Genomic DNA, 22,861 nt, shown 5'->3' with positions numbered 1-22,861 from the left:
CTACCATTTTTCGGCAGGCTTTCTCTTGGCGGTCCACTCCGGCAGCGTCGCCGCCCTTGTCTTGGGACTGTCTCGTGTAGATCGCCGTCTTCGTCATTTAGTAAGCGTAGCAGTTGACAAGCGGGACCATCATGGCGATTTCCTTCCGTCCTGCGGACTCCATAAGTTCCCGTTTGGCCACGTCGCGCACGTCCTGGGCCTGTGCCCGGAGTACTTCGGCCAGCGGTGTGCCTCGATTGATGGCCACGCTGATGCCGTCAACAAATCTTGACAGTGCGGCCACGTTGACCCGGGCCGAGAAATCGTTCAATGCTTCCACCAGCGGGGTTCCGGTGCGGGTTTGGGCCAGAACCTTCCCAAATTCGGTCGACAATACCCCCTGGGAGGAACGCGCCACCCTGTCCAGCGCACTGGCTGCGCTCTCCCCCGCACCCACGGCCAGCGCCATGAGTTCGGCCAGCGCCGGAAACTCTGTCAGCATAAGTGCCTGCCTGCGCCGGATTCTGACGCCCAACAAATGGTCGTATAGCATGTAGCCGCCTAGCATGGGTGCCAGCGTGAGTGCCACTGCACCCATGAAATTGATGTTTCCTTGCCACAGCAGGAAAAGGGCACTCAGCATTCCCGACAGCAGCCCCGCACCGGCGCACAGGAACTGAACAGCCCGAAATTCAAGCGCGGTCTCTGTTCGCCCTGCCTGGTCAAGCTTGGCATTGAGCCCGCGGACACTGATGTTGAACCTTCCCAAACGGTGCACTGCATCGGAGAGGACAAGGCGGAAGATCCTTTCCAACGGTCCAAACAATGCCGTGCCTTCGTTCTCATCCAAGAGTTTGGAACGACTCACGGCCGAGCGCAGCTGAGGTTCCACACGTTGGGAGAAACTGGTCCTGCGCATGACAGGCAACCCGGCCAAAACCAGCCACAGCCCCGCCCCCATGGCGAGTCCAACGGCTGCCACAGTCCCCAAGTTCCCCATCATTGCAACACCCGCACTTCTTCAGGCAGGGCACCAATGCGCAGCATGATCCGGTAGCAAACAACGGAAATCAGCAACCCACCGCCAAGGACAGCCCATCCGGCGGGAGAGTTGTAGGCCCCGATGGCTTCAGGCCGGCTGGCCATCAACATCAACACAATCCAGGGGGCCGCAACGGCAAGCCGTGCAGCGTTGACGGTCCAAGACTGCCGAGCTTCAAGTTCGCTGCGGGTGCGGGCGTGGTCGCGCAGGAATTCTGAGAGCGTGCCGAGTAGTTTGCCGAGGTCGGAGCCACCCACATCCCGAGTGAGCCGCAGAGCTTCGACGATCCTGTCGGAGACTGGATCGGCCAGGTTTGACTTCAGCGATTGCAGCGCGCACTCAAAGTGTCCGCTGGCGCGGTAATCGGCTCCAAACGCCCTGAACTCCTCCCTCAACTGCACAGGCCCCTTGGTCCCCAGCTGGGCGAGGGCTTCGGGGAGGGAGAGCCCGGCCCGGATGGCTGAGCGCAAGTGGTCCACTACGTCGGGCCAGAGTTCTCGCATGACGGCCGTCCGGCGTCGTGCGCGCATGTTCAAAAGCGCAAAGGGGACATAGCCGCTGAACAGCCCAAAGCACAGGGCTATGGCCGGAGCCCCGGTCAGGACAAAGGTCACCAGCACCACGAACAGGGCCAACCCGGCTGCGCTGATCAGCAGGGAAGCCGGCGTGACATGTGGGACTCCTGCCCGGTGGAGGAGCGCCTCGATTCTGCTGGGCCGGCCAACCCGGGACTGGCGGTGCGGCTCGCTCCAACACGCGTTCCAGATCAGGAACAGGCCCATGCCTGCAAGCAACCCCAGTACGGCCGACATCAGGAGTCCGCCATCAGCGTTGCCACGTTGTAGCCTGCTGAAGCAAACTTTTCTGGTGCGGGCATAGCTGTTTCCGAGGCTGTCAGCACACCGCCGACGGTGTCGAAAACCAAGCCTGATTCAATGATGCCGTTCTCCACCCGACGCCCCAAAGCCAAGATCTGCCCGACGCTGCGTTTGCCGTCGGACGCCCTGACGCAGTGGACCACCAAATCGATGCATGCGGCGACTGTGGGCACGACGAACGCCGCCGTGATATTTTCTCCGGCCAGCAGCGGGAGCGTACAAATCTTCACAACGGCGTCGTGAGCTGAGTTGGCGTGGACACTGGCCATTCCGGGCAGGCCGCTGTTCAGTGCGATGAGCATGTCCAGACTTTCCGCCTCCCGCACCTCGCCCACAATGAGCCGATCGGGGCGCATGCGCAGCGCTTCCTTGACAAGGCGCCGCAGTGGGATTTCGCCGGCTCCTTCGAGGTTCGGTTGGCGGCATTGCAACCCCACAACATCGCGCAGCGGCACCTTCAGTTCAAATATTTCCTCCACTGTCACCACGCGTTCACGCGAACCGATGCCGGCGGCCAAACAGTTGAGCATCGTCGTTTTGCCTGCCTGTGTGGCGCCTGAGACGAGGATGTTCAGCCCGCTGCTGACGGCGGCACCAAGGAACCTTGCGGCCTGCGGTGTGAGAGATCCCAACTCCACCAGGTGGTCCAGACGGCTGGCGCGTGCGGTGAACTTGCGGATGTTCACGGCCCAGTGGGTTTGGGTGATGTCCGGAATAACAACATGGAGCCGGCTACCGTCCGGAAGAGCAGCGTCAACGAACGGACTGCTTAAATCCAGCCGGCGGCCAGAAGTCTTCAGCATGCGCTCCACGAGGTCGCGCACCTGCTGTTCGGTAAAGACAATGTCCGTCAGCTCCGACTCCCCGTGCCTGGCCACAAAGACCTGGTCCGGGGCGTTGAGCCAGACTTCCTCAATGTCCGGATCGTCAAGGAACGGCTGCAGGGCGCCGAAACCGGCAACGGTGTTGAACACGTGCCTTGTGATGTCCTCCCCTGTTGAGAGGGTGGGGACTGCGCCCAAGAGCGAACGCTCACCATAGTCATTGACGGCGGCCTCGACCAGTGCCCGCACTTCGGCGCCCTGCCGGAGCGGATCAAGCCCTTTGCGCCGGATGAGTTCTTTGACTTCATCCTCGAGCAGTGCAAATGCATCCAATCAGACCACTTCCGCCCCTTTGCGGTGTTTGCCCACCTGTGTTCAGGAGCCTAGACCGGAGTGACGAGACTCGCCAGAGGCAATTTGTCATCTGTGGATAACACTGGAGCATTTACCCGGGAATGACAGCCCCTGGCGGCACGTGGCCATGAGCTACTCTATGAGCATGAATGACGGCCCAATCTACCTTGTCGCCCCCTCCGGAAATCCAAATTTCGGCGACGAATTCATTGCTGCAGCATGGCTGCGGCACTTAGCCAAGGCAGCGCCCGGCACCGAGGTGTACTTAGACTGTCCACAGCCCGGCACAGCACAAATCCTCTTTGCCGGGCTACACCCGTTGCTTCGGGTGACCAACACGTTGTGGCGGGCCGTGGCTGAGTCCGCATCCCTGCCGCCGTCGCAGATGGGCGAACGCATGGCGCAGCTGGTCCGGGACACCGGGTCCCCGCTGTACGATCTGGGTCTGCTCAAATTGCGTGAGGCACGTTCGCTGCACCTGCTCGGCGGCGGGTACATCAACAGCATGTGGCCCCAGCACTACGGCTTGGTCAGGGCAGTCAAGGCGGTGCGTGAGCTCACGGGCGCCCGGCTGTATGCGACGGGATTGGGCCTCATGCCAATGGACACGGACCTTTCGGTGGACCCCCTGGGAATGTTCGCCGACTTTGAATACGCCAGTGTCCGTGATGCTGATAGTGCCTAGGCCTACGGGCTGAAGTTCGGCCTGGACGACGCCCTTCTGGGTGCTACCGCCGAAATTGGCCGCGACTCGGCGGCCCCCAACAGCCTGTGCGTCTGCATTCAAAATGACACGGTCGACGACGGCCACCTCACCACCGCGCTGGCCTATGTCCGTGCACGGGTCACGTCGGCACTGGATTCCGGGCGTGAGGTGCACTACTTCGAGGCCATTCCCGGCTCAGACCGCGCGGGCTACGAATCGTTGTCGGACTTGATTCCGGAGAGCCACTTCGTGCCGTTCGTGGAGACGTGGCGGCGCGGCCTGCCGCTTCATTCCGGACAGGAGTGGCTCACCACGCGGTTCCATTTCCACCTCTTGGCTGCGGCGGCAGGGGCCAAGGGCACCTCGATTGAAGCCAAGGCGGGCTACTACGACGTCAAGCACGGCTCCGTGCGTGGGCTAGGCTCCGGCTGGGCACATGTTGTGGACGGGGTGGAGACGGTGGCTTCAGGGCCCAACACGCTGGCATCCGGCCTGGGCGCACTTGTGGAACGAAAGCTTGCCGAAGCCAGAAAGCTCTACCCCGAGCCCACCTGGGCCCAAGGCGGTGGCGCACTTGGCCAGAGTCTGCTGCGATCGGTAAAACGACGGATCAGTTCCTGAGGGAACTCCAAGACGGCAACCGCACGTCACAGACGCCTGCGGCCCCCAACATCAAAGTTGGGGGCCGCAGGCATCTACTCTTTGGCACACCTTGCCAAGTGTCAGGCGGTGTAGCCGTTGGGGTTTTCCCGCTGCCAGCGCCAGTGGTCTTCACACATCTGCGCGAGGTTGCGGTGGGCTGACCAGCCAAGGTCGGCGAGTGCTGCAGAAGCATCCGCATAGCTCACGGCTGCATCGCCAGCCCGGCGCGGCGCAAATTCAAACGGCACAGGCTTGCCCGCGGCCTCCCCAAAGGCCTCGATGACTTCCAAAACGGACGACCCATTGCCCGTGCCAAGGTTCCAGCGAAAAACTCCCTGGTGCTCTGGCAGGTAGTCCAGTGCAGCCAAGTGGCCAGCGGCCAGGTCCATGACGTGGATGTAGTCGCGGACACCGGTGCCGTCGGGCGTGGGATAGTCGTTGCCGAATACCATGACCTTTTCACGGCGGCCAACGGCAACCTGGGCCACGAACGGCAACAAGTTGTTCGGCACACCGGTGGGGTCCTCACCGATACGGCCAGACTCATGGGCACCCACCGGGTTGAAGTACCGCAGCAGCGCAACACGCCACGTCGGATCCGCCGCACCCAAGTCCGTCAGGATGTCCTCGACCTGCTCCTTGGTGCGGCCGTACGGGTTGGTGGCATCCAGCGGCATCTTTTCAATCAGCGGAACTTCCTCACTGGCACCGTAAACAGTGGCGGAGGAACTGAACACGATGGTGCGCACACCGTGCTTGTCCATGGAGGCCAGCAGGTTCAATGTGCCAATGATGTTGTTTTGGTAATAGCGAAGGGGCTCCGCCACCGACTCACCAACAGCCTTGAGCCCGGCAAAGTGAATAACAGCGTCAATGTCTTCGCGTGCGAACAGTGCATCGACACCGGCGGCATCAAGCAAGTCAAGCTCGATGAACGTCGGATGCTTGCCGGTGAGCTCCTCAACCCTGTTCAGCGATTCCACCGAGGAGTTCGCCAGATTATCAAGCACGACGACGTCGTGCCCGGCTTCCAGTAGGCAAAGCACAGTGTGTGAACCTATATAGCCGGCCCCGCCGGTCACCAAAACCTTCATGCAACCCACCTTATAGGGACGCGGCCTGTGTCTTGAATTGCATGTCCTGGTCCAATAGCTCGATTTTGTGATGGTAAACACAGGCATAGTAGGCTGTCCACGCCAGTGTTTTGACCATTGCACCGATCAATTTTCAACGCTTGGCAGCAGCATGCCCATGTCCAAACACCCCGGAGCACCTATATGCCGTTAATTCTGCCCAATTTCCTCCCCGAACCATCCCACAAACTGGTTGTACATGTGGGGAAGGCAGTGGCCTCCGGCATTCTCGCGCTGTCGCTGATTGCTACCTTGGCCGTCGCGCCAGGACATGCTGCATCCACGCTGCCAACAGCGGATCCATTGCAATCAACAGCCCCGACAGCTGCTGCACTTGAATCTGCGCCAGCATCCCCGTTCCCGGAGCCAGTCCAGTCCGCTGCAGCGGATGTGGACCCTGCGTACCCATCCGCTCCGCAATCACCTCCACCGGCAGCAAAGCCGTCCGCTCCCAACTCGGAACCGGCAACCGCAACAACACCGCCCACTGGCCGTTCGAAATCCCCGTCAGGCATTGTGGGAGCAGGGGCGTACATGGGCCAGGGCGTGGCAAAACATGCCCTCGGCCTTGACCCCGGCGTGCCAGTTGCCATGTCCGAGCTCATGGAAAAATCGACCGCGAAAATTGCCGCACCGCTGGCATCGCCTGTCGGTGTGCAGGGAATGGACGTCAGCGGATGGCAGGCAGATCCGGCAACCCATTCGGTGAGCCAGGTCAACTGGAGCAGCCAATGGTCAAACGGTGCCCGCTTCGTGTACGTCAAGGCCACCGAAGGCAATAACTTCTCCGATGCATCGCGCACATCGCATTTGGTCGGCGCCAAGGCCGCCGGCCTGATGCAGGGCGCTTACCACTTCGCTCTGCCAAACCAGTCCTCCGCAGTCTCCCAAGCAGACTACTTTGTCACGAACGGCGGCCGGTGGACAGCCGACGGCTCAACGCTGCCGCCACTTCTGGACATTGAGAACAATCCCTACGGCGCCAATTGCTACAACATGACCCCCGCGGCAATGGTGACGTGGATCAGGGACTTTTCAAACAGGGTTCGCGCCCAAACAGGGCGTTTGCCCATGATCTACACGAATTACTACTGGTGGCAGGAATGCACGGGTGATTCCGCGGAGTTTGGAAGCCATGCCCTGCACATTGCCGCATACGGCGCATCCTCACCGTGGGTTCCAGGTGGTTGGGACGACTGGAGTTTCTGGCAGTACAGCGACGCCGGTCCCTTTGCCGGTGATTCGAACGTCTGGAACGGCACGTTGGCAAGCCTGAACAAATTCGCCCAAGGCAGTGTTGGCAGCACTCCCGCACCGGTCCCCACACCGTCAATCACGTCAGCGGCAGATCTGGTCGCAGCCGACAGCGCCGGGATCCTGTGGGACTACCCAGGGACCGGGACAGGATCCTTCGGCGCCCGGAAGCAGATCGGGCAGGGATGGCTGGGAATTCGCTCCATCCAAGTCATCGATTGGAATGCCGACGGCGTCCTGGACCTTGTGGCCCAGCGCACTGTGGGGAGTCTCTCCCTCTACGTGGGCAACCCAGGCGGAGGGTTCAAAGCCGCCACCACGCTTGCTGCCTCCGGCTTTGACAACAAGCAGGTAACCCTTGGCTACTGGCTCAACGCCAGCAAATACCCCCAGATCATCACCCGAAGTTCAACGGGCGTGCTGCAGCAGTGGCCCAACACCGCTGGCAGTGCGCTCGGAGCGCCTGTGCAGATGGCCACCGGATGGAACGGCATCAACCTGACCATGGTCGATTTTGACGGCGACGGCAAGCAGGACATTCTGGGGCAGTACCCTGATGGAAGCCTCAAACTGAACCGCTCAAACGGCGCAGGGGCACTCGTCAGCGAGCCCCGAACAACCATTGCCTCGGGCTGGGACGCCTACACGAGTGTCACCGTGTCACGTGAGTTCGCATCCTCCGGATCGGTTGGGCTCATCAGGCGGACACCGGCTGGAGCCCTCGACTACGTGCCTGTCCAGGGCAACTCAGCCATTGGCAAGGCTTCCGGCATCGGCAGCGGCTGGACCAGTTATCTGATCGCCGGCGGTGAGACCATCAACTTGCTGCAAAAGCCCGCAACCCCGCCGGCACCCACGGCCGTGGCAGGTTCCGCCAGTGCCGTTGTCACAGTGGCCAAGGCCGCCAGCGGCGATGCCGCCAACAAAGTGGTCGTGACCGCGGCCCCAGGCGGCGCGAACTGCACGATTTCTGCCGGGTCCGGCACGTGCACGGTGAACGGGCTGAACAATGGCAAGGCGTACACATTCAAGGCCATGGGCAGCAACGCGGCAGGCTCGTCCGCCGCATCGGCTGCCAGCGCCCCCGTCGTCCCGACGGCGCCCGTGACACGCCTTGCTGGCGCTGACAGGTACGCAGTTTCGGCCGCCGTCTCCAGGACAACATTTGACCCCGGCGTCAGCATCGCCTACATCGCCAGCGGGGCTGACTTCCCCGACGCTCTCGCCGGTGCGGCCGCGGCGGGCAAGACCGGCGGCCCTGTCCTGCTGGCCGCCACCAATGGTATCAACGACGATGTCAGCGCAGAGCTCACCCGCCTCAAGCCTCAAAGCATCGTTGTCCTCGGCGGCACGGGCACGCTGACGAACAACGTTGTCAACGTCCTGAAGAAATACAGCCCCACTGTCACCCGCATCTCCGGGGCGGACAGGTACGCAACCAGTGCCACTGTCTCCAAAGCAACCTTCCCGGCCGGGGTGGCCGTTGCCTATATCTCCAGCGGTTCAGACTTCCCCGACGCCCTCTCCGGGGCTGCTGCAGCGGGAAAAACAGCAGGCCCCGTAATGCTTGCTGCGACCAACGGGGTGACCACCGAGGTCAAAGCCGAACTCACCCGCCTCAAACCAAAAAAGATCGTAGTCCTCGGCGGAGCAGGCGTCTTGACCAACAACGTGCAAAACGTCCTGAAGAAGTACAGCTCCAATGTCACCCGCCTCTCCGGGGCGGAGCGGTACGCAACGAGCGCCGCCGTTTCCAAGGCCACCTTCACACCCGGGGTGGGCGTCGCTTATGTCTCCAGCGGCATCGTCTTCCCCGACGCCCTTGCAGGTGCGGCGGCCGCAGGCAAGACCGGCAGCCCGGTGCTCCTAGCATCGACGGACGGCATTTCGTCAGCCGTCAAGACAGAGCTCTTCCGTTTGAAGCCCAAGCGGATCGTCATCTTGGGCGGTACCGGAACGCTCGGCAACAACCTCCAGGCGCAGCTGGCTGCTTACACCCCGTAGCGGCGCAAGCGTGAAGGAACGAGGCTCAGGCCGTCGTCGCGGATCCCACGCCACCGGCGATCCGCTCGATGGCCTGCTGCCAAACGACGACTTGGGACTCCGCTGACAGCGGCCTCGCAGCGGCGTCTGCAGCGTGCTTCCAACCGGAGATGGTCTCAGGAGTTAGCGACACCAGGGTCTTGCGCAAGGACGCCGCAGAGAAGCCCTCCGTTATCGCGCCAAGTCCGTATTCCCGCACCAGTCCCACCATGGCAGGTGAAGGCCCAACAATGAGGCCAATGCGGGCCTGGACAGCCTCGAAGAACTTGTTGGGCAACGCATTTTTCAAATTGAAGTTGGTGGGGGGCAGGAAGACGACCGAGACGTCGTATTCGCTCAGTGTGGCCACAAGTTCCTTGTACGGCACCGGGTCGCGAAAGGTGATCGACGGGACGGCGACGGCAAGGGCCTTGAGTTCGGCCACATAATCGGGTTCATTGGGCATAACGATCATGTCCAATGTCAGCCATTCGGGGGCGTCCTTCATGGCTTCGATGAAATTTTCCAGCTTCCGGTAGCGCTGTCCGGCCGCGCTGTGGATGAGCCGCACCTTCTCCCCCACTGGCTTGACGGTGCCCTCGGCGTAGGGGGCCGCGTTGGTGACCACCTCGGTGGGCGTCCCGTAGTCCTTGAGGTATTCATCGGCGATCCCCTGGGAGACCGACGTCACCGAAGCGGCAGAGGCAAGGTAGCGCCTGCACAGCCACCGCATGAAGGGCGCAATGAAAAACCGCCATTTAAGGTTGTCTTCCTTCTCCCTGGGGGCAAACTCGTGAAGGTCGGCATGCACCCCCAGCCTCGGCTCAAGTTCCAGCGCCAGCGGAAGAGTGTTGAGATCATTGGCCAAAACAATGTCAAAAGTGCCCTTGGGCAATATTGCGCGGGCCGACTTCACTGCAGGCAGGCCGTTGTAGACCTTCCCATACTGGCGGCTGACCAGCCCCACCTTGTCCGAGGGCCATCCGCGTGAATCTTCCGGCAGCGCAAAGTGCTCCGCCACGCCGTCGGGCGCCTCCCCATAGGCGCAGGTGGCCACACGGTATTTGTCCTTGAACAACTCCACCTGCTTCAGGACCCGAGGGTCGGACCGAATCGGGGAAAAGGTAAGGATGAGCAAAGAGGGAAGGTCAGTCATGCTGTCCATTATTCCCGATCATGCCCCGACAATCGCAACAGGTCCGCCACGCCTGGCCTAGAACACCCGACGCAGCAGCGGTACCTTCGAAGCCAGCAGGGAAATGATGAAGCTGGCAGCCAGGGTTGCCACGTAGGCCGCAGCGATGGCCGGGAACGACTTGGCGCCGTGAACTGCCGGGACGTTGAGGCGAATCACCTCGAAGATCACAAGGTGCACAAGAAAAACCCCGAATGAAGCATTGGAGAGCGCCACCAGGAGCACCCCGGCCCAGTGGGGAATTTTAAGGAACACCGATGCTGACAGCCCGACGACGAAGACTCCAATCGCCGCCGCAGCCACACCCGCACCAAGGTAGGAAATGGACAAGAGGCTATTCGTCCAAGGAAGGGTGCCACGGCTCCCATATTGCCAGATGCTAAAAGCGATCAACGCCGCGGTCACAACCGAAACCACTACAAGCGGCAGGCCCTTGAGCCGGACCTTGCGAAGGGCGTAGCCTGCTGCAAAGTAGCCCACATACGGCATCCAATAGGTAAAGATATTCATTGGTATCGGCCGGGAAACATCGAAGTGTCCCAAAATTCCAGGCATCATGAACGCCAATACAGTCACGGCCAGCAAGCTACAGGCCGTGACCACGGCGCGCCGGTTGTCTTTGGCCGCGAAAAACGTCGCCAAGAGTGGCGCGATGGCATACAGACCCAAAATGAGCCAGATGAAATACAACTGGGTGAAGACTGAACTGTCGTAAAGAAGCTGCAGGACCCGCGCAGTGGACAAGTCCTCGTGTCGCATCCAAATCCGGACACCAACCAGATAGACGGCATTCCAAAAGACCAAGGCCGGGAGGAGTCTGGCGGCGCGCTTGCGATAGAACGCCGCTGGAGCCTCCACCACTTGGCGGGAGCCCAAAAGGAGGGCTCCTGAAATCAAGACAAATACCGGCACCACCCAGATAAAGCCAATGTCCAGGACGACAGCGGCCCACCAACCCCGGCCTGCCTTGGGTTCTGCTCCCACCCGCAGGCCAAAGACGTGAATGGCCACCACTCCGCAAATACTAACGATCCGTAGTATGTCCAGTCCGTAGTTGCGTGCCGGCCTCGCTTGGTCCGCGGCAGCCGGCACCGTCGATTCGGCAGCACTGGCGGCATGGCTCATTCGGCGGTTTCGGTCTGACCGGTCGTAGCGGAACCAACTTCAGCTGCAATCACGCCGGCTGCCATGGCAGGCGATTGATTCCGGTTGGTCTCATCCAGGGCAATCCTGCGGGAGAGCTTGGTCATGGTGGTTTCCATTTGGCGGAAGCGCTGGTACGTGGTGGCCATGAACACCAGAAAACTGACAATCAGCCCATAAAGGACCAGGTCGGTGCCGCGTCCGATGCCAAAGAACATGGCGACATGGCTCAGGAGACCGGGAAAGAAGATCGACAGTGCTGCCACGCAGGCAAACAGCACCAGCATGATCCGTCTGATCGCCAAGTGCCGCGCGTTCGATCCTCCGCGCATAAGCGCCAGGGAAACGATGACAACAGCAAGGACAAGAACTATTTGAACAACGATTTGCACAATGTCACCTAAACAAAAGGTCGGCGATGATGTTGACAGAATTCAGCAGGGACTGGCCCTTGGCCTTGGAATAATCGGTATAGATGATTTCCACTGGCTGCTCCACCCATTTGGGTTTCATTTCGGCAATCTGGTGAACCAGTTCCGAGGCGTGCGCCATGCGGTTTTGTGTCAAGTGGATGCCGTGGGCAACCTTCGGACTGAGGGCTCGGAGCCCATTGTGGGCATCGGTAAGTGCCAATCCGGTGGCCATGCGCGACTGCACGGCGGCGGTTCGAAGAACCAAGCGCTTGGCTGGGGAAAGCTTCGTCCTCTTGTCCAGGAAACGGGAGCCCAGCACGATCTCGGCCTCGCCTGACCTGATGCGCTCCGCCATCGCTTGCGCGTCGACCACCCTGTGCTGCCCGTCGGCGTCGAAGGTGACGATACAATCCAAATCGGGATCATTGAGCGCATATTCGATGCCGGTCTGCAGTGAGGCGCCCTGACCAAGGTTGACAGGGTGCTGAACCACCACGGCGCCGGCCGCACGGGCTGCATCCTGGGAGCCGTCGGTGCTGCCGTCATCCACGCAGACGACGTAGGGGAACACCTCTCGCAACCCCTCGATGACGGTGCCGACAACCGACGCCTCGTTATACATGGGGATGACTATCCAAGTTCGACTCACCGCACAAGTATCCCATATGCCCGGGCCTTGGACGGCAGCCGGTTCTCTGTCGGTCTCAATCCTTGGCAACCTCGGTCAATGCGTTGGCCATGGCGAAGGGGCCGTGCATGAGTCGTGCCTCCGTTTTGCCGCGCAAACCCCAAACAGCCCTGTCAGCTTCCGGATCCGCAGCAACGATGACGTCCGCGTTGCAAAAGGCGTCCGTAAGTTTGCCATCCGCGTTCAGCGCGCGTGCCACTCGGCGCGAGGCGAGGTTGTACTGTACCAGACGGCCCACGATTCCCACTGGGCCGTGCTTGGCCGCCAAGGTGTCCACGAGAACCCCCAGTCGACCTGCTGCAGGGATCTTCAGCCCGACGACCTTCACGCTGTTGTGACTGAGAGTTTCATTCGCGTGGGGCAACTGTGCGTAGCCTGCGACGCACACCACTGGGACATTCCATTGTGCAACGGCTGACTGGGCGTTCCGCCACAGTTCGTCAATGGCCACGTCTGCACGCTCCCCCCGGCCCAGAAGAATGGCAAGTTGAATGGATTCCTTCATGGCCTGCTCCGATCGGAGTTCAGTGGGGGCTGCGCGGCCCGTACTTCAACTGCTGAGCGAAGTTCGGCGATCGCCGGGCGCAGGGTCGCGGAACGTTCAAACTGCTGACCGAATTCCCATGCCGCGGCCCACCGCTGGGGGTCCGGGGCGGCAAGTTCCTTGGCACATGCCTGCAAGGCAGCTGCAATGCCCTCCGGTGTCAGGTCCTTGGCTTCAAACCAGAGCGGATAGTCCCGCAACAGCGTTGAGGCGGCACTATCCGTGGCATGCACCGACACAATGGGCCGCCCGGTCGCCATGTATTCCGTTGTCTTTCCTCCAGTGACAAACTTGCCGGGAGGAAGTATCAGCAGGAGTGCGTCCACACTCTGATAGAAGGTGGCGACATCCCGCTTAGATATGGGGCCTTCATAGGCAACGCCTCGGTGCATGCCTGAATTGAATATTTCCAGGACCTCCGAAGGAACCAGCCCGGTGGGACTGAGCTTTCCGCGGAAGACTGCGTGCGCCATTGGCGCATTCTGATTCCCAAAGGCCAAATCCCATCCCGCCAGAAATTCGGACAAGGGAACCGCCGTGTACTGGAGCGTGCCCAGGTAGCCGACGCGTGGTTCCTGCGTTGCCCGGACCTCAGGGCGCCGGTGTCCCGGTTGCGGGTCAAAACCATTGGGTACCACCCGCATCTTGTCGCTTGCATCCGGGTACCTGCGCGCGTATTCGTCATGAATGGGGTCATTCACAAACCAAGTCTGCATTGCGTCCTTCAAATACTCGTGTTCGAGCTTTCCCCGTTCCGAGTCGGCTGCGAAGATCTCTGCCCCTGTGAACGTGCTGAACGACCACGCATCGCGATAGTCCAATACATAGGGAACGCCGGGGAGTTCGCGGGCTATTTTGTAAGACACATAGGGTGAAGCGGAAGCCATGACAAGATCAACGGGCTGCTGCCGGTGAATCCGATGCAGGGCTTTGCTGGCCGGCGCAAACCACAGGGCGTGGAAGTCCTCCGGGAATCCCTTCCGGCTGCGCCGGCGAAATAGTTCCTTCCACAGGTATGGTGCCTCGATCCGAAGCCGCGAATAACGCCGCAGGTCGCGGCGGTTGGGCTCTTCCGAACCGCCGTCGGACACGTGAACAACGTTGATCCGCGGATCAACGGCATCCAGCAGGCGGTGGTCCGCGCCCGACACTTCTGCCCAAATATGCTCGTCGACGGTGAGGACGGTGACGTCCCAACCCGCTGCAACAAAGCTGTTGGCGACGGCAGTGCACCGGTAGACCGATGATGCCGAGCTCGGGGGGAAGGAGAAGGAGACATAGAGCAAATGCGGACGGCTCACTCTGCTGCCCCCAGTACTTTCCTGTATCCGGCTTCCAAACGAGGCAGCAGCGCCGCCGGGCCATGATTCTTCAGGACGTAGTTGACGCTGTCTAGGCTGGCCGAAAGCGCCCTCGGATCGGCCAGCGACTCGCGCACAGCCGTCCCAACGTCAGCCCTGGCAACCGACACGGTGGCGAGGTCGGACGGATAGCCCGGATGCGCATCGGCAAAGACTGTCGGTATGCCCATCCCCATGGCCTGCAGTTCACTAACGGCCAGGATGCCAGCAACCTGCCCCACCGCAACGTGCGTACGGGACATTTCAAGCAGGTAGTCCGCCTTGGCCATCTTGGGTAACAATTGGACACCCATGGCCCCAACTTCGGCAGCCCGGTCTCCCCAGTCCAGCCCGACCAAGTCGACGTCCATGCCCTTGAGAGCTGCGGCAACGTCGGCGGCAGTCTGGACCCACGCGTCCCCACCCTTCGATGCGTCCCACCTCGAAGGAAAGAACACCCTCGGCTTTCTGGCCGGCGCCCATTTTGGCAGACTGGCGACGTCGATGGGGGCTGGCAGATATTCCGCATCGGTCCGCGCCCTTTGTGCTTTCTCGCACAAGTCGGGTGTTGTGTACCAAACGTGTCCGGCGCCATCAACATCGGCCTTGATCATGGCATGGTGCTGTTCCTGCCAATAATTTTCGCGGATGTCCGTCCCATGGAGCGTCAGCGCGTAGGGACGGGCAAACCGTCCACGTGCCCACTTGGCCCTGCCTCCCATGTTGACGTGCCACAACTGCGTGCGGGGGTAGGCAGCTGCTTGTTCCACCATAAAACGGTAATAGGCCGCCTTCGTGCCCCCGCGGGTCCACGGCCCCTGGATGATTTTCCAAGGTTTGCCCAGCCGCCGCCCCTCTTGGACAAAGGTCTTGCCAACATCGGCGCAGTCAAAGAGCTGCGTAGCCCGGATTTCCTTGTTCATGCCATCCATCATCGCATTTTCACGGGGGTGATCTTCGCAGCAGCTGGAGTTGCTGGCGATGTTCCATTCGCGTGTGCGGTGGAGCCGTGGGCCACCGCACACGGCAGCGGCCATGTTGGCCCCGTAGTATGGGAAGGATTCTTCCACTGCCGTTCTGGAGTAAAACTTGAAAAACCTGAGCCGTACGCTTGGCCAGCTGCTGCCCCTTCTCCCATCCAACGCGAGAAGATTTTTGCTGCTGTTCGCAACTTTGTCTTCGGTTCTGGTCCTCGTTGACGCCGGTGCCCTGGGCGCTTTTGCGCTGGTGCTGAACCAGATCATGCAATCCCAAAGTTCCGGCAACCCCATGGTGCTGCCAGTGGTCGGCACCATCTCGGACAACGTTGGGCTGTTGGTTCTCGTGTGTGCAGCCGCCGTGATGATCCTGAAGTCATTCTTGAACATCTGGCTGCAGTGGATCTCCACCCGGAGGTTTGCGGACTACGAGTTGGAGATCGGGACGGTCCTGTTTCAGAGCTACATTCGTGCGCCATGGACTTCACGCCAGAACCGGTCAACCACCGAATTGGTGCGCATGATCGACGTCGGCATTGCCAACACCATCGCCGGAGTGCTTTTCCCTGCAGTGATCCTGCCGGCCCAGGCCCTCACATTTGCCTCAGTGCTCGTCATCCTTATCGCAGCCTCCTGGCAGACGGCCCTCGTAACCGTCATTTACCTGGGCATCATCGCCGCATTCTTGTACCTTTACCTTTCGAAGAAGTCCTACGCGGCCGGCCGGATAAACCGTGATTCGGGAATGCGCATGTCCACCCTCGTTTCGGAGATGTTGGCCGCACTGAAGGAGATCACTCTTCGGGACAAAGCCGAGGAGGTCGGCGACGTTTTATACATCAGCCGGGAAAAAGCCGCCAGATCCCGCTCTAACATCCGGTTCCTTGGGGCCGTGCCGAAATTTGTCATTGACATGGCCCTGATCGGCGGCTTCCTGCTCATTGGAAGCTTTGGATACTTCAACGGCGGCATTGGAACGGCCATGTCGTCGGTGGCCATTTTTGCGCTCGCCGGATTCAAGATGGTGCCGGCGCTGACAACCATCCAGTCCCAGGTGACATTGGTCCAGTCCACGCTCCCCTACACCGAACTGGTCATGGCCGACATCCGCGAAGCTGAAGATTTCCGGATCAATGCAGAAAAGTTGGGCAAGACCCCGATCGGCCGCGAACCGAAAACGCTTGAATTGCGCAATGTCGAGTTCACCTACCCCGGAGCCACCTCGCCGGCAGTAACCAACATCAACCTCACACTACCCATGGGCTCCTCCGTCGGTGTTGTGGGCCAATCCGGTGCCGGCAAGTCGACGCTGATTGACATTTTCCTTGGCCTGCTGGTCCCGTCCCGGGGCTCCATGACCCTGGACGGCACCCCGCTGGAGGAGGTCCTGTCCGACTGGCGCAAACGTGTCGGCTATGTGCCCCAGGAAGTCGCGATCTTTGACGGGTCGGTGGCACAAAATGTTGCCTTGTCCTGGGGTTCGGACCTGGATGAGGAACGCGTGCGTGTCTCATTGGAGCGGGCACAATTGTTGGAAACCATCGAAGCCCGTCCCAATGGCATTCACGGCCGTGTGGGTGAACGCGGCGGAGCGCTTTCCGGTGGACAGCGCCAGCGGTTGGGCATTGCCCGCGCACTCTACGTGGATCCCCTTGTACTGGTCCTGGATGAAGCCACAAGTGCCCTCGACACCGCCACGGAGGCTGCCGTGGCCAAGGCCATTGCTGAACTGCACGGGGACATGACCGTCATTTCAGTGGCGCACAGGCTTTCAACCATCCGTGACAATGACATGGTCTGCTATATGAAGGACGGCAGCATCGTCACTCAGGGAACCTTTGACGAGGTGGTTCACACCAACCCGGAGTTCGCCCAGCAGGCTGCTCTCGCAGGCCTCTACACGCCGCCCGGCGCAGCGACACGCTCAGTGTCAGCCGTTCCTTTCGAGTAACACCTGTACGACGTCCGGAGTTCGGCTAGCCGCCGACTTTTCGGTACAAGGCGGCGAGTCTGGGAATGTAGTTGGCTGCATCGTAGCGGGGCACCGCCCAGGCTGCTCCGCCCAGGCGAGCTGAGGCACCGGCCGGGTCGGCCACTGCCTCGACAACCTGGGCCACCACATCCGAAAGTGCGCCTTCCATGACAGGGGGGCGGCTGCCGTCGTCGGGCCGCGGCAGCCGGCTGCCCAGTGCGGCCACAGGCAGGCCCATGCACATGGCTTCAAATTCGCTGGTGGAAAAGTATTCAGATGCTTGGCCAATCCCCACGGCGGACCGGCTCAGCTGTTCGTAGTAGGAGTGCTGGGGCATCTTCTCCAGCAGCCGGACGCCCTTGGCCTGCGCCTCCGCGGCCCCGGGACCCCAGTTCAGTCCAATCAGTTCCGCCCTGCCTTTGAGTGCACGGGACAATTCCCCGGCCAGCTCCAATTGCCTGCCGACACCTTTGTCATCATCCCACCGAGAAATAAACATGACCTGCGGGCGGGGTGCCGGGCTCCACGCCGGCAGCCGGGGCAGGTCGACAACTGACGGGAAAAATTCAGCGTCCGCACGGGCCGCCGTTGCGTCAAGCTCATTGTCATTATTTGCGTAATAAACATGTGCTGCACCGTCTATGGCCCGCTGGATCTCGTCGTGGAATGCGGGGTCCTTCCATTGGCGCCGGATGTCTGTTCCGTGCAGTGTCAAAACATAGGGACGGTCCGGCATTCCTTTTTCCTTGATCAAGCGCACACTGGTCCCATAGTGCACATGAACCACCCCCGCCGCCTGCAGGGCCGCCCTCCGCCGGAGCAGGTAGGGAACAAAGCGGGCCTTGGCCAGCAGCGGATTCTTTGGCGCAGCCGTCATGGGGCGCACCTTCTCCGGGGGCAGGTAGTCCCATTGCAGCCCTGCCCTAGCGGCGGCACTCACCATGGACCGGGCCACGAACGCGCAATCATTGAACTGAAGTACTTTTGGTTCGGTGGACATGGCTCAGGCCCCCGCCACAGCAGCTGCGTAGGCATCATCGAAGAGCACACCAACAGCCGGCGGAGAAAAACGCGCCCGGATGGGTGCTGCAATGTCCGCCGCGGGCACGTCCCGGAATGCTGCTGCAGCGGCCACAACAGAGGCGCCCAGCTTCTCCGGGCTGACATCGTCCACAAGCCTGCTGTTGGAGTCGTCGGCGTAGTCGCTGAATCCGCCCACGCGGGTCGCCACCACGGCGCGGCCAGCCGCCAGTGCCTCGGCAGCCGAGGTGAAAAAGTTCTCTTGCGCGGTGGGCAGGAAGAACAAGTCCGCTGCGGACAGGTGGGCGGCTACTTCGGCAGGGCGGACCGATCCGGTCAACGTCACCTGGCCAGCAAGGCCCAGTTTCGCAATCAGGGCCTCACACTCGGCCCGTTGAGGTCCGTCACCCACCCACGTCAGGTGCGTATCAGTTCCGTGGTCGCGTAGCCAAGCGATGGTTTCAATGGCGGCCACTGGGCGTTTCCGTTCAATGAGCCCGCCGACAGCCACCAAGTGCAGCGGCATTCCAAAGGTGGCTGGCACCACCGGTCCGCGACCCTTGACCACACAAGGCACCACTCGTGCAGCATGGGGCCGGGCAAACCGCTGCATCTCCGCTGCCAGCTGGCCCGTCACACCCGTCACCACGTGCGGGAATCTCAATACACTGCGCAACCCGGAGAGCTTTTGCCACAGCGGCGAGACGCTGGCGGGGTTGACCACGCCGTTCCAGTGCTCGGTGTGCACCCACGGGCGGCCGCGCCCCACCGCTGTGCGTGCAGACCAGGCCGGCAACGCCAGCAGAATCGACGAAAAGGCCATGGTGTGGACCACGTCCGCCCAGGCCATCTCCTGGGCGAGCAGGCGTTCGCAGGCAAGCAAAGTTGCCGGGTGCTTGGGGTCGGCCAACACCCGGCGCACCGGAACACCTTCCCAGAGGCCGTTGGTCTTTTCCGGCATGCGGAGTGCAGTTCCCAAACGGGCATGAACCACCCGCACAACATGTCCCTGTCCGCGGATGGCTTCGACATGTTCAGCGTTGAAAGGCGCCTCGGCAGGGTTTTCCTCGTGCGGGTACCACGTGGCAATGACCAGAATCTTCATGGGTTCCTTGGATGGGGCTGGGCTTGAATGTCATTGGCGATGAAGCGAGCTCTGCGGACAGGAGACTACGACACCAGCGCAGAGGCGCCCATGAACCGCAACGGAGCCTCCGGGTGCAGCAACTGTGAGAAGTCCCGCGGCAACCAGGTCCGCGGGTTGGTGAAGGTGCGCCTCAGTGTTGTCAGGGACTTCATCACGCGTGGGTTGGACTCCTTCCGGACCACCGCATCGAGCAGCGCCCGGTCTGCCAATGACAACGGGCGGGCCGCTGCCGGAGCCGCGAACATCAGGGTCCGCGCCACGCCCGCCATTTCTGCTGCATCGGCTGCATCCCACGTGCCGGCATCCGCGCGCAGCATGATGTGTCCAAACAGGTGGACACGCACCAGCTTTGTCACGATCGCAGCCCGCTCCGCCGGGCCAAGACCGACAAACCAATCCGACTCCACCAGGTCCGTGGCGAAAGCCAAGTCTTCGGAGACGCTGCGAGGCGTGGCCGTCACGCGGACCGCGGCATCGTCGTGCACCACATAGCGGGGCAGGCCACGCCCGTAACTCACGCTCGCCCCGGAAAACCACAGCTTGGCAGAAAACGACTGGTCCTCCCCGGTTGCGTACTTGGTGGGGAATTCCAGGTCCAAGGAACGGACCAGGGACAGACGCATAAGGCCCAGCGGGGCGGTGCGGTAGGTCAGGCGATCGGCAATCGGGTCAAGGGCAGCAGTTCTGAGTCTGCGCACCACAGGGGTTCGGATGGCCCTTCCGTCGGCGTGGGCCATGGGTGCGATGAGGACATCGGCCCCGTTTCGGCCAACGGCGCCCACCCAGCCGGCCATTGCACCCGGCTCCAGTGAATCATCGCTGCCCATAATCGACACCCACGTGCCGGTGGCCAGGGAGATTCCGTGATTGAAAGGACCCGCCGGACTCTTGATTCCGTCTGCATAGTGCACGAACCGGACCCTGCCCTGATGTTCAGGCGCCACACGGGCGCGGATCGGCCCCACCTCGGTGTTGTGGCACACGACGGTGATGCGCAGGCGGTTGGAAGCAGCAGCCTCCGTGGGCAGTCCCGACGCCATGAGGGAGGCGACAGTGCGTTCGATGGGTCGGTCTGGCGTGTGCACGGCAATAACCACGTCCACCAGCACCGAGTCCTGAATATCGTTGTCCACACAGTAAGGTTATCGCGGAACCAAAGGAACAAAGCCTGCACAGGAGAACGCTGCCATGAGCCAAAGCATTGAAGTGGTCATACCCGTGCACGATCCGGCACGGCCGCTGGAACGGGGCCTTGCCTCAACCCTGGGCCAGCGTGCCGAATTATCAGCGCTGGGAGTGGATCTCCGTGTCACCGTGGTCTGCCACAACATCCCTGTCGATGGGATCAAGGACAGCCTTCCGTCCAAACTTGCCACGAACGACGCCGTCACGTGGCTTGGCCATGCAGACGGCATTAAGTCCCCGGCCGGACCACGCAATGCGGCCCTGGACAACAGTTCCGCCACCTTTCTCAGTTTCCTGGACTCCGACGACTACCTGGAACCAGGATCCCTGGCGGCCTGGTGGAAGGTGGCCATTGCCCAGAGCACTGCCGCCGTCATTGCTCCGCTGCGCACGCCGGAAGGCTCCATTCTTCGTTCCCCTCGAATCCGTCCGTCAAAGCCTGCAATCCTGGATCCGATCAAGGACGGACTGGCCTACCGCAGCGTCCCATACGGCTTGCTGCGCCGGAGCGCACTACTCGCCTGCGGGTTTCGATACGCGGAAGGAATCGCCACTGGCGAGGACATCGAAGCGACGCTGAAGCTGTGGTTTCGGGCGGGCACCAGCTGTTATCCGTATGGTGCCCCGGCTTATTGCCAGACGAACGACTCCGGACCAGACCGGGTCACCAGCGTCTTGCTGCCCCTTGCCCAAGAGTTTGCTTGGCTAGGCCAGCTGTTGACTGTACCTTGGGCCCTGGCCGCCACTGAGTCTGAGAGACGAACCATCGCGTTGAAGATCCTGCGAGTGCACGGCATTGGTGCCCTGCACCGCAGAGCCGCCGTTCCAGAAGGTGCCGCACAACCATGGAACAGCACTGAACGCAGCTACTGGGCCGCTCTGACGGAGCGTTTGTGCACCTTCTCCGGCGGCTCGCTCCCGGCACTCTCACGGCGCGACGCTGCGCTGTGCCGGGCGGCTGCCAAGGCACAGGAACAGCAGCAGCTGCGTGACGCCGTCGTTCTTCACGAAAAGTCGGGGCGCAAGGAGGAGCTGCTCACTGAGAAGCTCTTCAGCCTGGTGTCCCGCGATTCCGTATTGAGGCACTATGTGAACGAGCGGCTCCGCTCCAGAGCCGACGTCTACGACTCGCCCTTTCCGGCACCGGTTGCCAAGGAGCAGCGCAAAACCCAATAAGCTTGACCCATGCGAATTCTGAGTGTGGTGGGCGCACGCCCACAGTTTGTCAAGCTTGCCCCCATCGCCAAAGCCATGGAGGGCCGGGCCGAACACGTCATTGTGCACACGGGCCAACACTATGACGAGCTGATGAGCGACGTCTTCTTCCAGGACTTGGGCATCCCCGCACCGGACTACAACCTTGGCGTCGGTTCCGGCAAGCACGGTGAGCAGACGGGCGCCATGCTGGCCGGACTGGAAAAGGTGTTTGAGGAGTCCCATCCCGACGTGGTGCTGGTGTACGGCGACACGAACTCCACGCTGGCCGCTGCCCTCGCGGCCGTGAAGATCCACATCCCGGTGGCGCACCTTGAAGCCGGGCTGCGCTCGTTCAACAGGCGCATGCCCGAGGAACACAACCGTGTGCTGACCGACCACGCCTCAGACCTGCTGCTCTCCCCCACCCAGGTGGGCATGGACCACCTAGCCACCGAAGGCCTGGCCGCACGCTCCATCATGGTGGGTGACGTCATGACCGACGTGCTCTACAGCGTCCGCGACCAGCTCGCAGCCCAGAGCCAGCCGCTGCCCGACGGCGTCACGGCCGGCAACTACTATGTGTGCACCATCCACCGCCCCGACAACACGGACGACCCCGCCCGGTTGCAGGCCATCGTCGACTCCCTCGGGGCCCTCAGCAAGCCGGTGCTGCTGCTGGCCCACCCGCGCCTCCGGGTGTTGGCTGAATCCCACGGCATCGATTTGAACTCAGGCTCCCTTCAGCTCAGCGAACCGCTGGCCTACCCGCAGCTCGTCAACGCGGTGGCCAACAGTGCCGGTGTTGTCACCGACTCGGGCGGACTGCAAAAGGAGGCCTTCCTACTGCGCGTCCCGTGCACCACCATCCGCCCGGAAACCGAATGGGTGGAAACCGTCGAGCTGGGCTGGAACGTTCTCGTCAACGACGACCTGAGCCTGCTGGCCGGCGCCGTGGAGCGCCCTGTACCGGCCCCGACGGATGATGCTGCACCCTACGGTGACGGTCATGCCGCACAGAGGACAGTGGACGCCCTGCTGGAGACGTTCGCCAGATAATCAATGGTGCAAGGAAAGGGTAACTGACACGAAAGTAGGTTAGTCAGGCTGCGGTGTCGGTTGCGTTTTGTGTCGGGGTGAGTGTGACGTTGTAGCCGAGTTCGTGGAGTCGTTTGATGGCGTTGTTTTTGGCCTTGATGGGGTTTTGCT

The 22,861-nt window shown here is 61.7% G+C and carries 20 protein-coding genes; 6 read left to right on the top strand and 14 right to left on the bottom strand.

The genetic code is table 11. The annotated features are described in order from the left end of the window. Positions 1–97 precede the first annotated feature (97 nt). Genes JMA46_RS15435 through JMA46_RS15425 form a run of 3 tightly spaced genes read right to left on the bottom strand, consistent with a single transcriptional unit; the run spans position 98 to position 3,056 of the window. Positions 98–982, bottom strand: coding sequence for a type II secretion system F family protein (locus JMA46_RS15435; RefSeq protein WP_207346236.1), 885 nt, complete (start codon positions 980–982; stop codon positions 98–100). After that, complete coding sequence (locus JMA46_RS15430) at positions 979–1,833, bottom strand: type II secretion system F family protein (RefSeq protein ID WP_207346235.1); 855 nt, start codon at positions 1,831–1,833, stop codon at positions 979–981. Before JMA46_RS15430 ends, JMA46_RS15435 begins: the two co-directional genes overlap by 4 nt. After that, positions 1,833–3,056, bottom strand: coding sequence for an ATPase, T2SS/T4P/T4SS family (locus tag JMA46_RS15425; RefSeq protein WP_207346234.1), 1,224 nt, complete (start codon positions 3,054–3,056; stop codon positions 1,833–1,835). The genes JMA46_RS15430 and JMA46_RS15425 overlap by 1 nt, the downstream gene beginning before the upstream one ends. Before the next feature lie 166 nt (positions 3,057–3,222). On the opposite strand from JMA46_RS15425, the gene JMA46_RS15420 reads away from it, so the two are divergent. Next, positions 3,223–3,762, top strand: coding sequence for a hypothetical protein (locus JMA46_RS15420; RefSeq protein WP_207346233.1), 540 nt, complete (start codon positions 3,223–3,225; stop codon positions 3,760–3,762). A gap of 189 nt (positions 3,763–3,951) precedes the next feature. Next, positions 3,952–4,404: a hypothetical protein gene (locus tag JMA46_RS15415; RefSeq protein WP_207346232.1), complete on the top strand. Its 453-nt coding sequence runs from the start codon at positions 3,952–3,954 to the stop codon at positions 4,402–4,404. A gap of 101 nt (positions 4,405–4,505) precedes the next feature. On the opposite strand, the gene galE is transcribed toward JMA46_RS15415, so the two are convergent. Continuing rightward, positions 4,506–5,519, bottom strand: a complete 1,014-nt coding sequence (gene galE / locus JMA46_RS15410; protein WP_207346231.1) for a UDP-glucose 4-epimerase GalE — start codon at positions 5,517–5,519, stop codon at positions 4,506–4,508. Between the two features lie 240 nt (positions 5,520–5,759). Between galE and JMA46_RS15405 the strand changes: the two genes are divergently transcribed. Continuing rightward, positions 5,760–8,816: a cell wall-binding repeat-containing protein gene (locus tag JMA46_RS15405; RefSeq protein WP_207346230.1), complete on the top strand. Its 3,057-nt coding sequence runs from the start codon at positions 5,760–5,762 to the stop codon at positions 8,814–8,816. Positions 8,817–8,841: 25 nt separating this feature from the next. Here JMA46_RS15405 and JMA46_RS15400 read toward each other — a convergent pair whose 3' ends face one another. The 7 genes from JMA46_RS15400 to JMA46_RS15370 all read right to left on the bottom strand — a co-directional run bounded on the left by JMA46_RS15400 (position 8,842) and on the right by JMA46_RS15370 (position 15,227). Continuing rightward, a complete protein-coding gene (locus JMA46_RS15400) occupies positions 8,842–9,990 on the bottom strand; it encodes a glycosyltransferase family 1 protein (RefSeq protein ID WP_207346229.1) in 1,149 nt (382 codons plus the stop codon). Positions 9,991–10,047: 57 nt separating this feature from the next. Next, positions 10,048–11,154, bottom strand: coding sequence for an acyltransferase family protein (locus tag JMA46_RS15395; RefSeq protein WP_207346228.1), 1,107 nt, complete (start codon positions 11,152–11,154; stop codon positions 10,048–10,050). Next, positions 11,151–11,564, bottom strand: coding sequence for a DUF2304 family protein (locus JMA46_RS15390; protein WP_207346227.1), 414 nt, complete (start codon positions 11,562–11,564; stop codon positions 11,151–11,153). Before JMA46_RS15390 ends, JMA46_RS15395 begins: the two co-directional genes overlap by 4 nt. A 4-nt stretch (positions 11,565–11,568) precedes the next feature. Beyond that, positions 11,569–12,207: a glycosyltransferase family 2 protein gene (locus tag JMA46_RS15385; RefSeq protein ID WP_207346226.1), complete on the bottom strand. Its 639-nt coding sequence runs from the start codon at positions 12,205–12,207 to the stop codon at positions 11,569–11,571. 82 nt (positions 12,208–12,289) lie between these two features. Then, complete coding sequence (locus tag JMA46_RS15380; RefSeq protein ID WP_207346225.1) at positions 12,290–12,778, bottom strand: hypothetical protein; 489 nt, start codon at positions 12,776–12,778, stop codon at positions 12,290–12,292. After that, positions 12,775–14,118 (bottom strand): glycosyltransferase, encoded by a 1,344-nt coding sequence (locus tag JMA46_RS15375; protein WP_207346224.1) that lies wholly within the window; start codon positions 14,116–14,118, stop codon positions 12,775–12,777. Before JMA46_RS15375 ends, JMA46_RS15380 begins: the two co-directional genes overlap by 4 nt. After that, entirely contained in the window at positions 14,115–15,227 is a 1,113-nt protein-coding gene (locus JMA46_RS15370; RefSeq protein WP_207346223.1) for a hypothetical protein, read from the bottom strand. Before JMA46_RS15370 ends, JMA46_RS15375 begins: the two co-directional genes overlap by 4 nt. A 19-nt stretch (positions 15,228–15,246) precedes the next feature. On the opposite strand from JMA46_RS15370, the gene JMA46_RS15365 reads away from it, so the two are divergent. Continuing rightward, entirely contained in the window at positions 15,247–17,085 is a 1,839-nt protein-coding gene (locus JMA46_RS15365; protein ID WP_207346222.1) for an ABC transporter ATP-binding protein, read from the top strand. 25 nt (positions 17,086–17,110) lie between these two features. Here the strand turns inward: JMA46_RS15365 and JMA46_RS15360 are convergent, their stop codons facing one another. From JMA46_RS15360 to JMA46_RS15350, 3 genes are all read right to left on the bottom strand, one after another. Then, positions 17,111–18,106 (bottom strand): hypothetical protein, encoded by a 996-nt coding sequence (locus JMA46_RS15360; RefSeq protein WP_207346221.1) that lies wholly within the window; start codon positions 18,104–18,106, stop codon positions 17,111–17,113. 3 nt (positions 18,107–18,109) lie between these two features. Then, positions 18,110–19,231 (bottom strand): glycosyltransferase, encoded by a 1,122-nt coding sequence (locus tag JMA46_RS15355; protein ID WP_207346220.1) that lies wholly within the window; start codon positions 19,229–19,231, stop codon positions 18,110–18,112. 65 nt (positions 19,232–19,296) lie between these two features. Then, on the bottom strand, positions 19,297–20,406 hold the full coding sequence (locus tag JMA46_RS15350) for a glycosyltransferase family 2 protein (protein WP_207346219.1): 1,110 nt from the start codon (positions 20,404–20,406) through the stop codon (positions 19,297–19,299). A gap of 55 nt (positions 20,407–20,461) precedes the next feature. Between JMA46_RS15350 and JMA46_RS15345 the strand changes: the two genes are divergently transcribed. Together JMA46_RS15345 and wecB are read left to right on the top strand one after the other, a co-directional pair. Beyond that, positions 20,462–21,634, top strand: a complete 1,173-nt coding sequence (locus JMA46_RS15345; RefSeq protein ID WP_207346218.1) for a glycosyltransferase family A protein — start codon at positions 20,462–20,464, stop codon at positions 21,632–21,634. Positions 21,635–21,643: 9 nt separating this feature from the next. After that, positions 21,644–22,711, top strand: a complete 1,068-nt coding sequence (gene wecB, locus JMA46_RS15340) for a UDP-N-acetylglucosamine 2-epimerase (non-hydrolyzing) (protein WP_207346217.1) — start codon at positions 21,644–21,646, stop codon at positions 22,709–22,711. The last annotated feature ends 150 nt before the right edge of the window (positions 22,712–22,861 follow it).

It is taken from the genome of Arthrobacter sp. E3, from assembly GCF_017353415.1.
Lineage (GTDB): Bacteria > Actinomycetota > Actinomycetes > Actinomycetales > Micrococcaceae > Specibacter.
Note: the sequence above shows the minus strand (reverse complement) of the source record. Positions and strands in the feature narration are given on the sequence as shown.

Coding starts and splice junctions, on each gene's coding strand:
- JMA46_RS15355 (WP_207346220.1), bottom strand. CDS start 19,231: ATGAAGATTCTGGTCATTGCCACGTGGTACCCGCACGAGGAAAACCCT.
- JMA46_RS15385 (WP_207346226.1), bottom strand. CDS start 12,207: ATGTATAACGAGGCGTCGGTTGTCGGCACCGTCATCGAGGGGTTGCGA.
- JMA46_RS15345 (WP_207346218.1), top strand. CDS start 20,462: ATGAGCCAAAGCATTGAAGTGGTCATACCCGTGCACGATCCGGCACGG.
- wecB (WP_207346217.1), top strand. CDS start 21,644: ATGCGAATTCTGAGTGTGGTGGGCGCACGCCCACAGTTTGTCAAGCTT.
- JMA46_RS15430 (WP_207346235.1), bottom strand. CDS start 1,833: ATGTCGGCCGTACTGGGGTTGCTTGCAGGCATGGGCCTGTTCCTGATC.
- JMA46_RS15380 (WP_207346225.1), bottom strand. CDS start 12,778: ATGAAGGAATCCATTCAACTTGCCATTCTTCTGGGCCGGGGGGAGCGT.
- JMA46_RS15435 (WP_207346236.1), bottom strand. CDS start 982: ATGATGGGGAACTTGGGGACTGTGGCAGCCGTTGGACTCGCCATGGGG.
- galE (WP_207346231.1), bottom strand. CDS start 5,519: ATGAAGGTTTTGGTGACCGGCGGGGCCGGCTATATAGGTTCACACACT.
- JMA46_RS15360 (WP_207346221.1), bottom strand. CDS start 18,106: ATGTCCACCGAACCAAAAGTACTTCAGTTCAATGATTGCGCGTTCGTG.
- JMA46_RS15395 (WP_207346228.1), bottom strand. CDS start 11,154: ATGAGCCATGCCGCCAGTGCTGCCGAATCGACGGTGCCGGCTGCCGCG.
- JMA46_RS15420 (WP_207346233.1), top strand. CDS start 3,223: ATGAATGACGGCCCAATCTACCTTGTCGCCCCCTCCGGAAATCCAAAT.
- JMA46_RS15400 (WP_207346229.1), bottom strand. CDS start 9,990: ATGACTGACCTTCCCTCTTTGCTCATCCTTACCTTTTCCCCGATTCGG.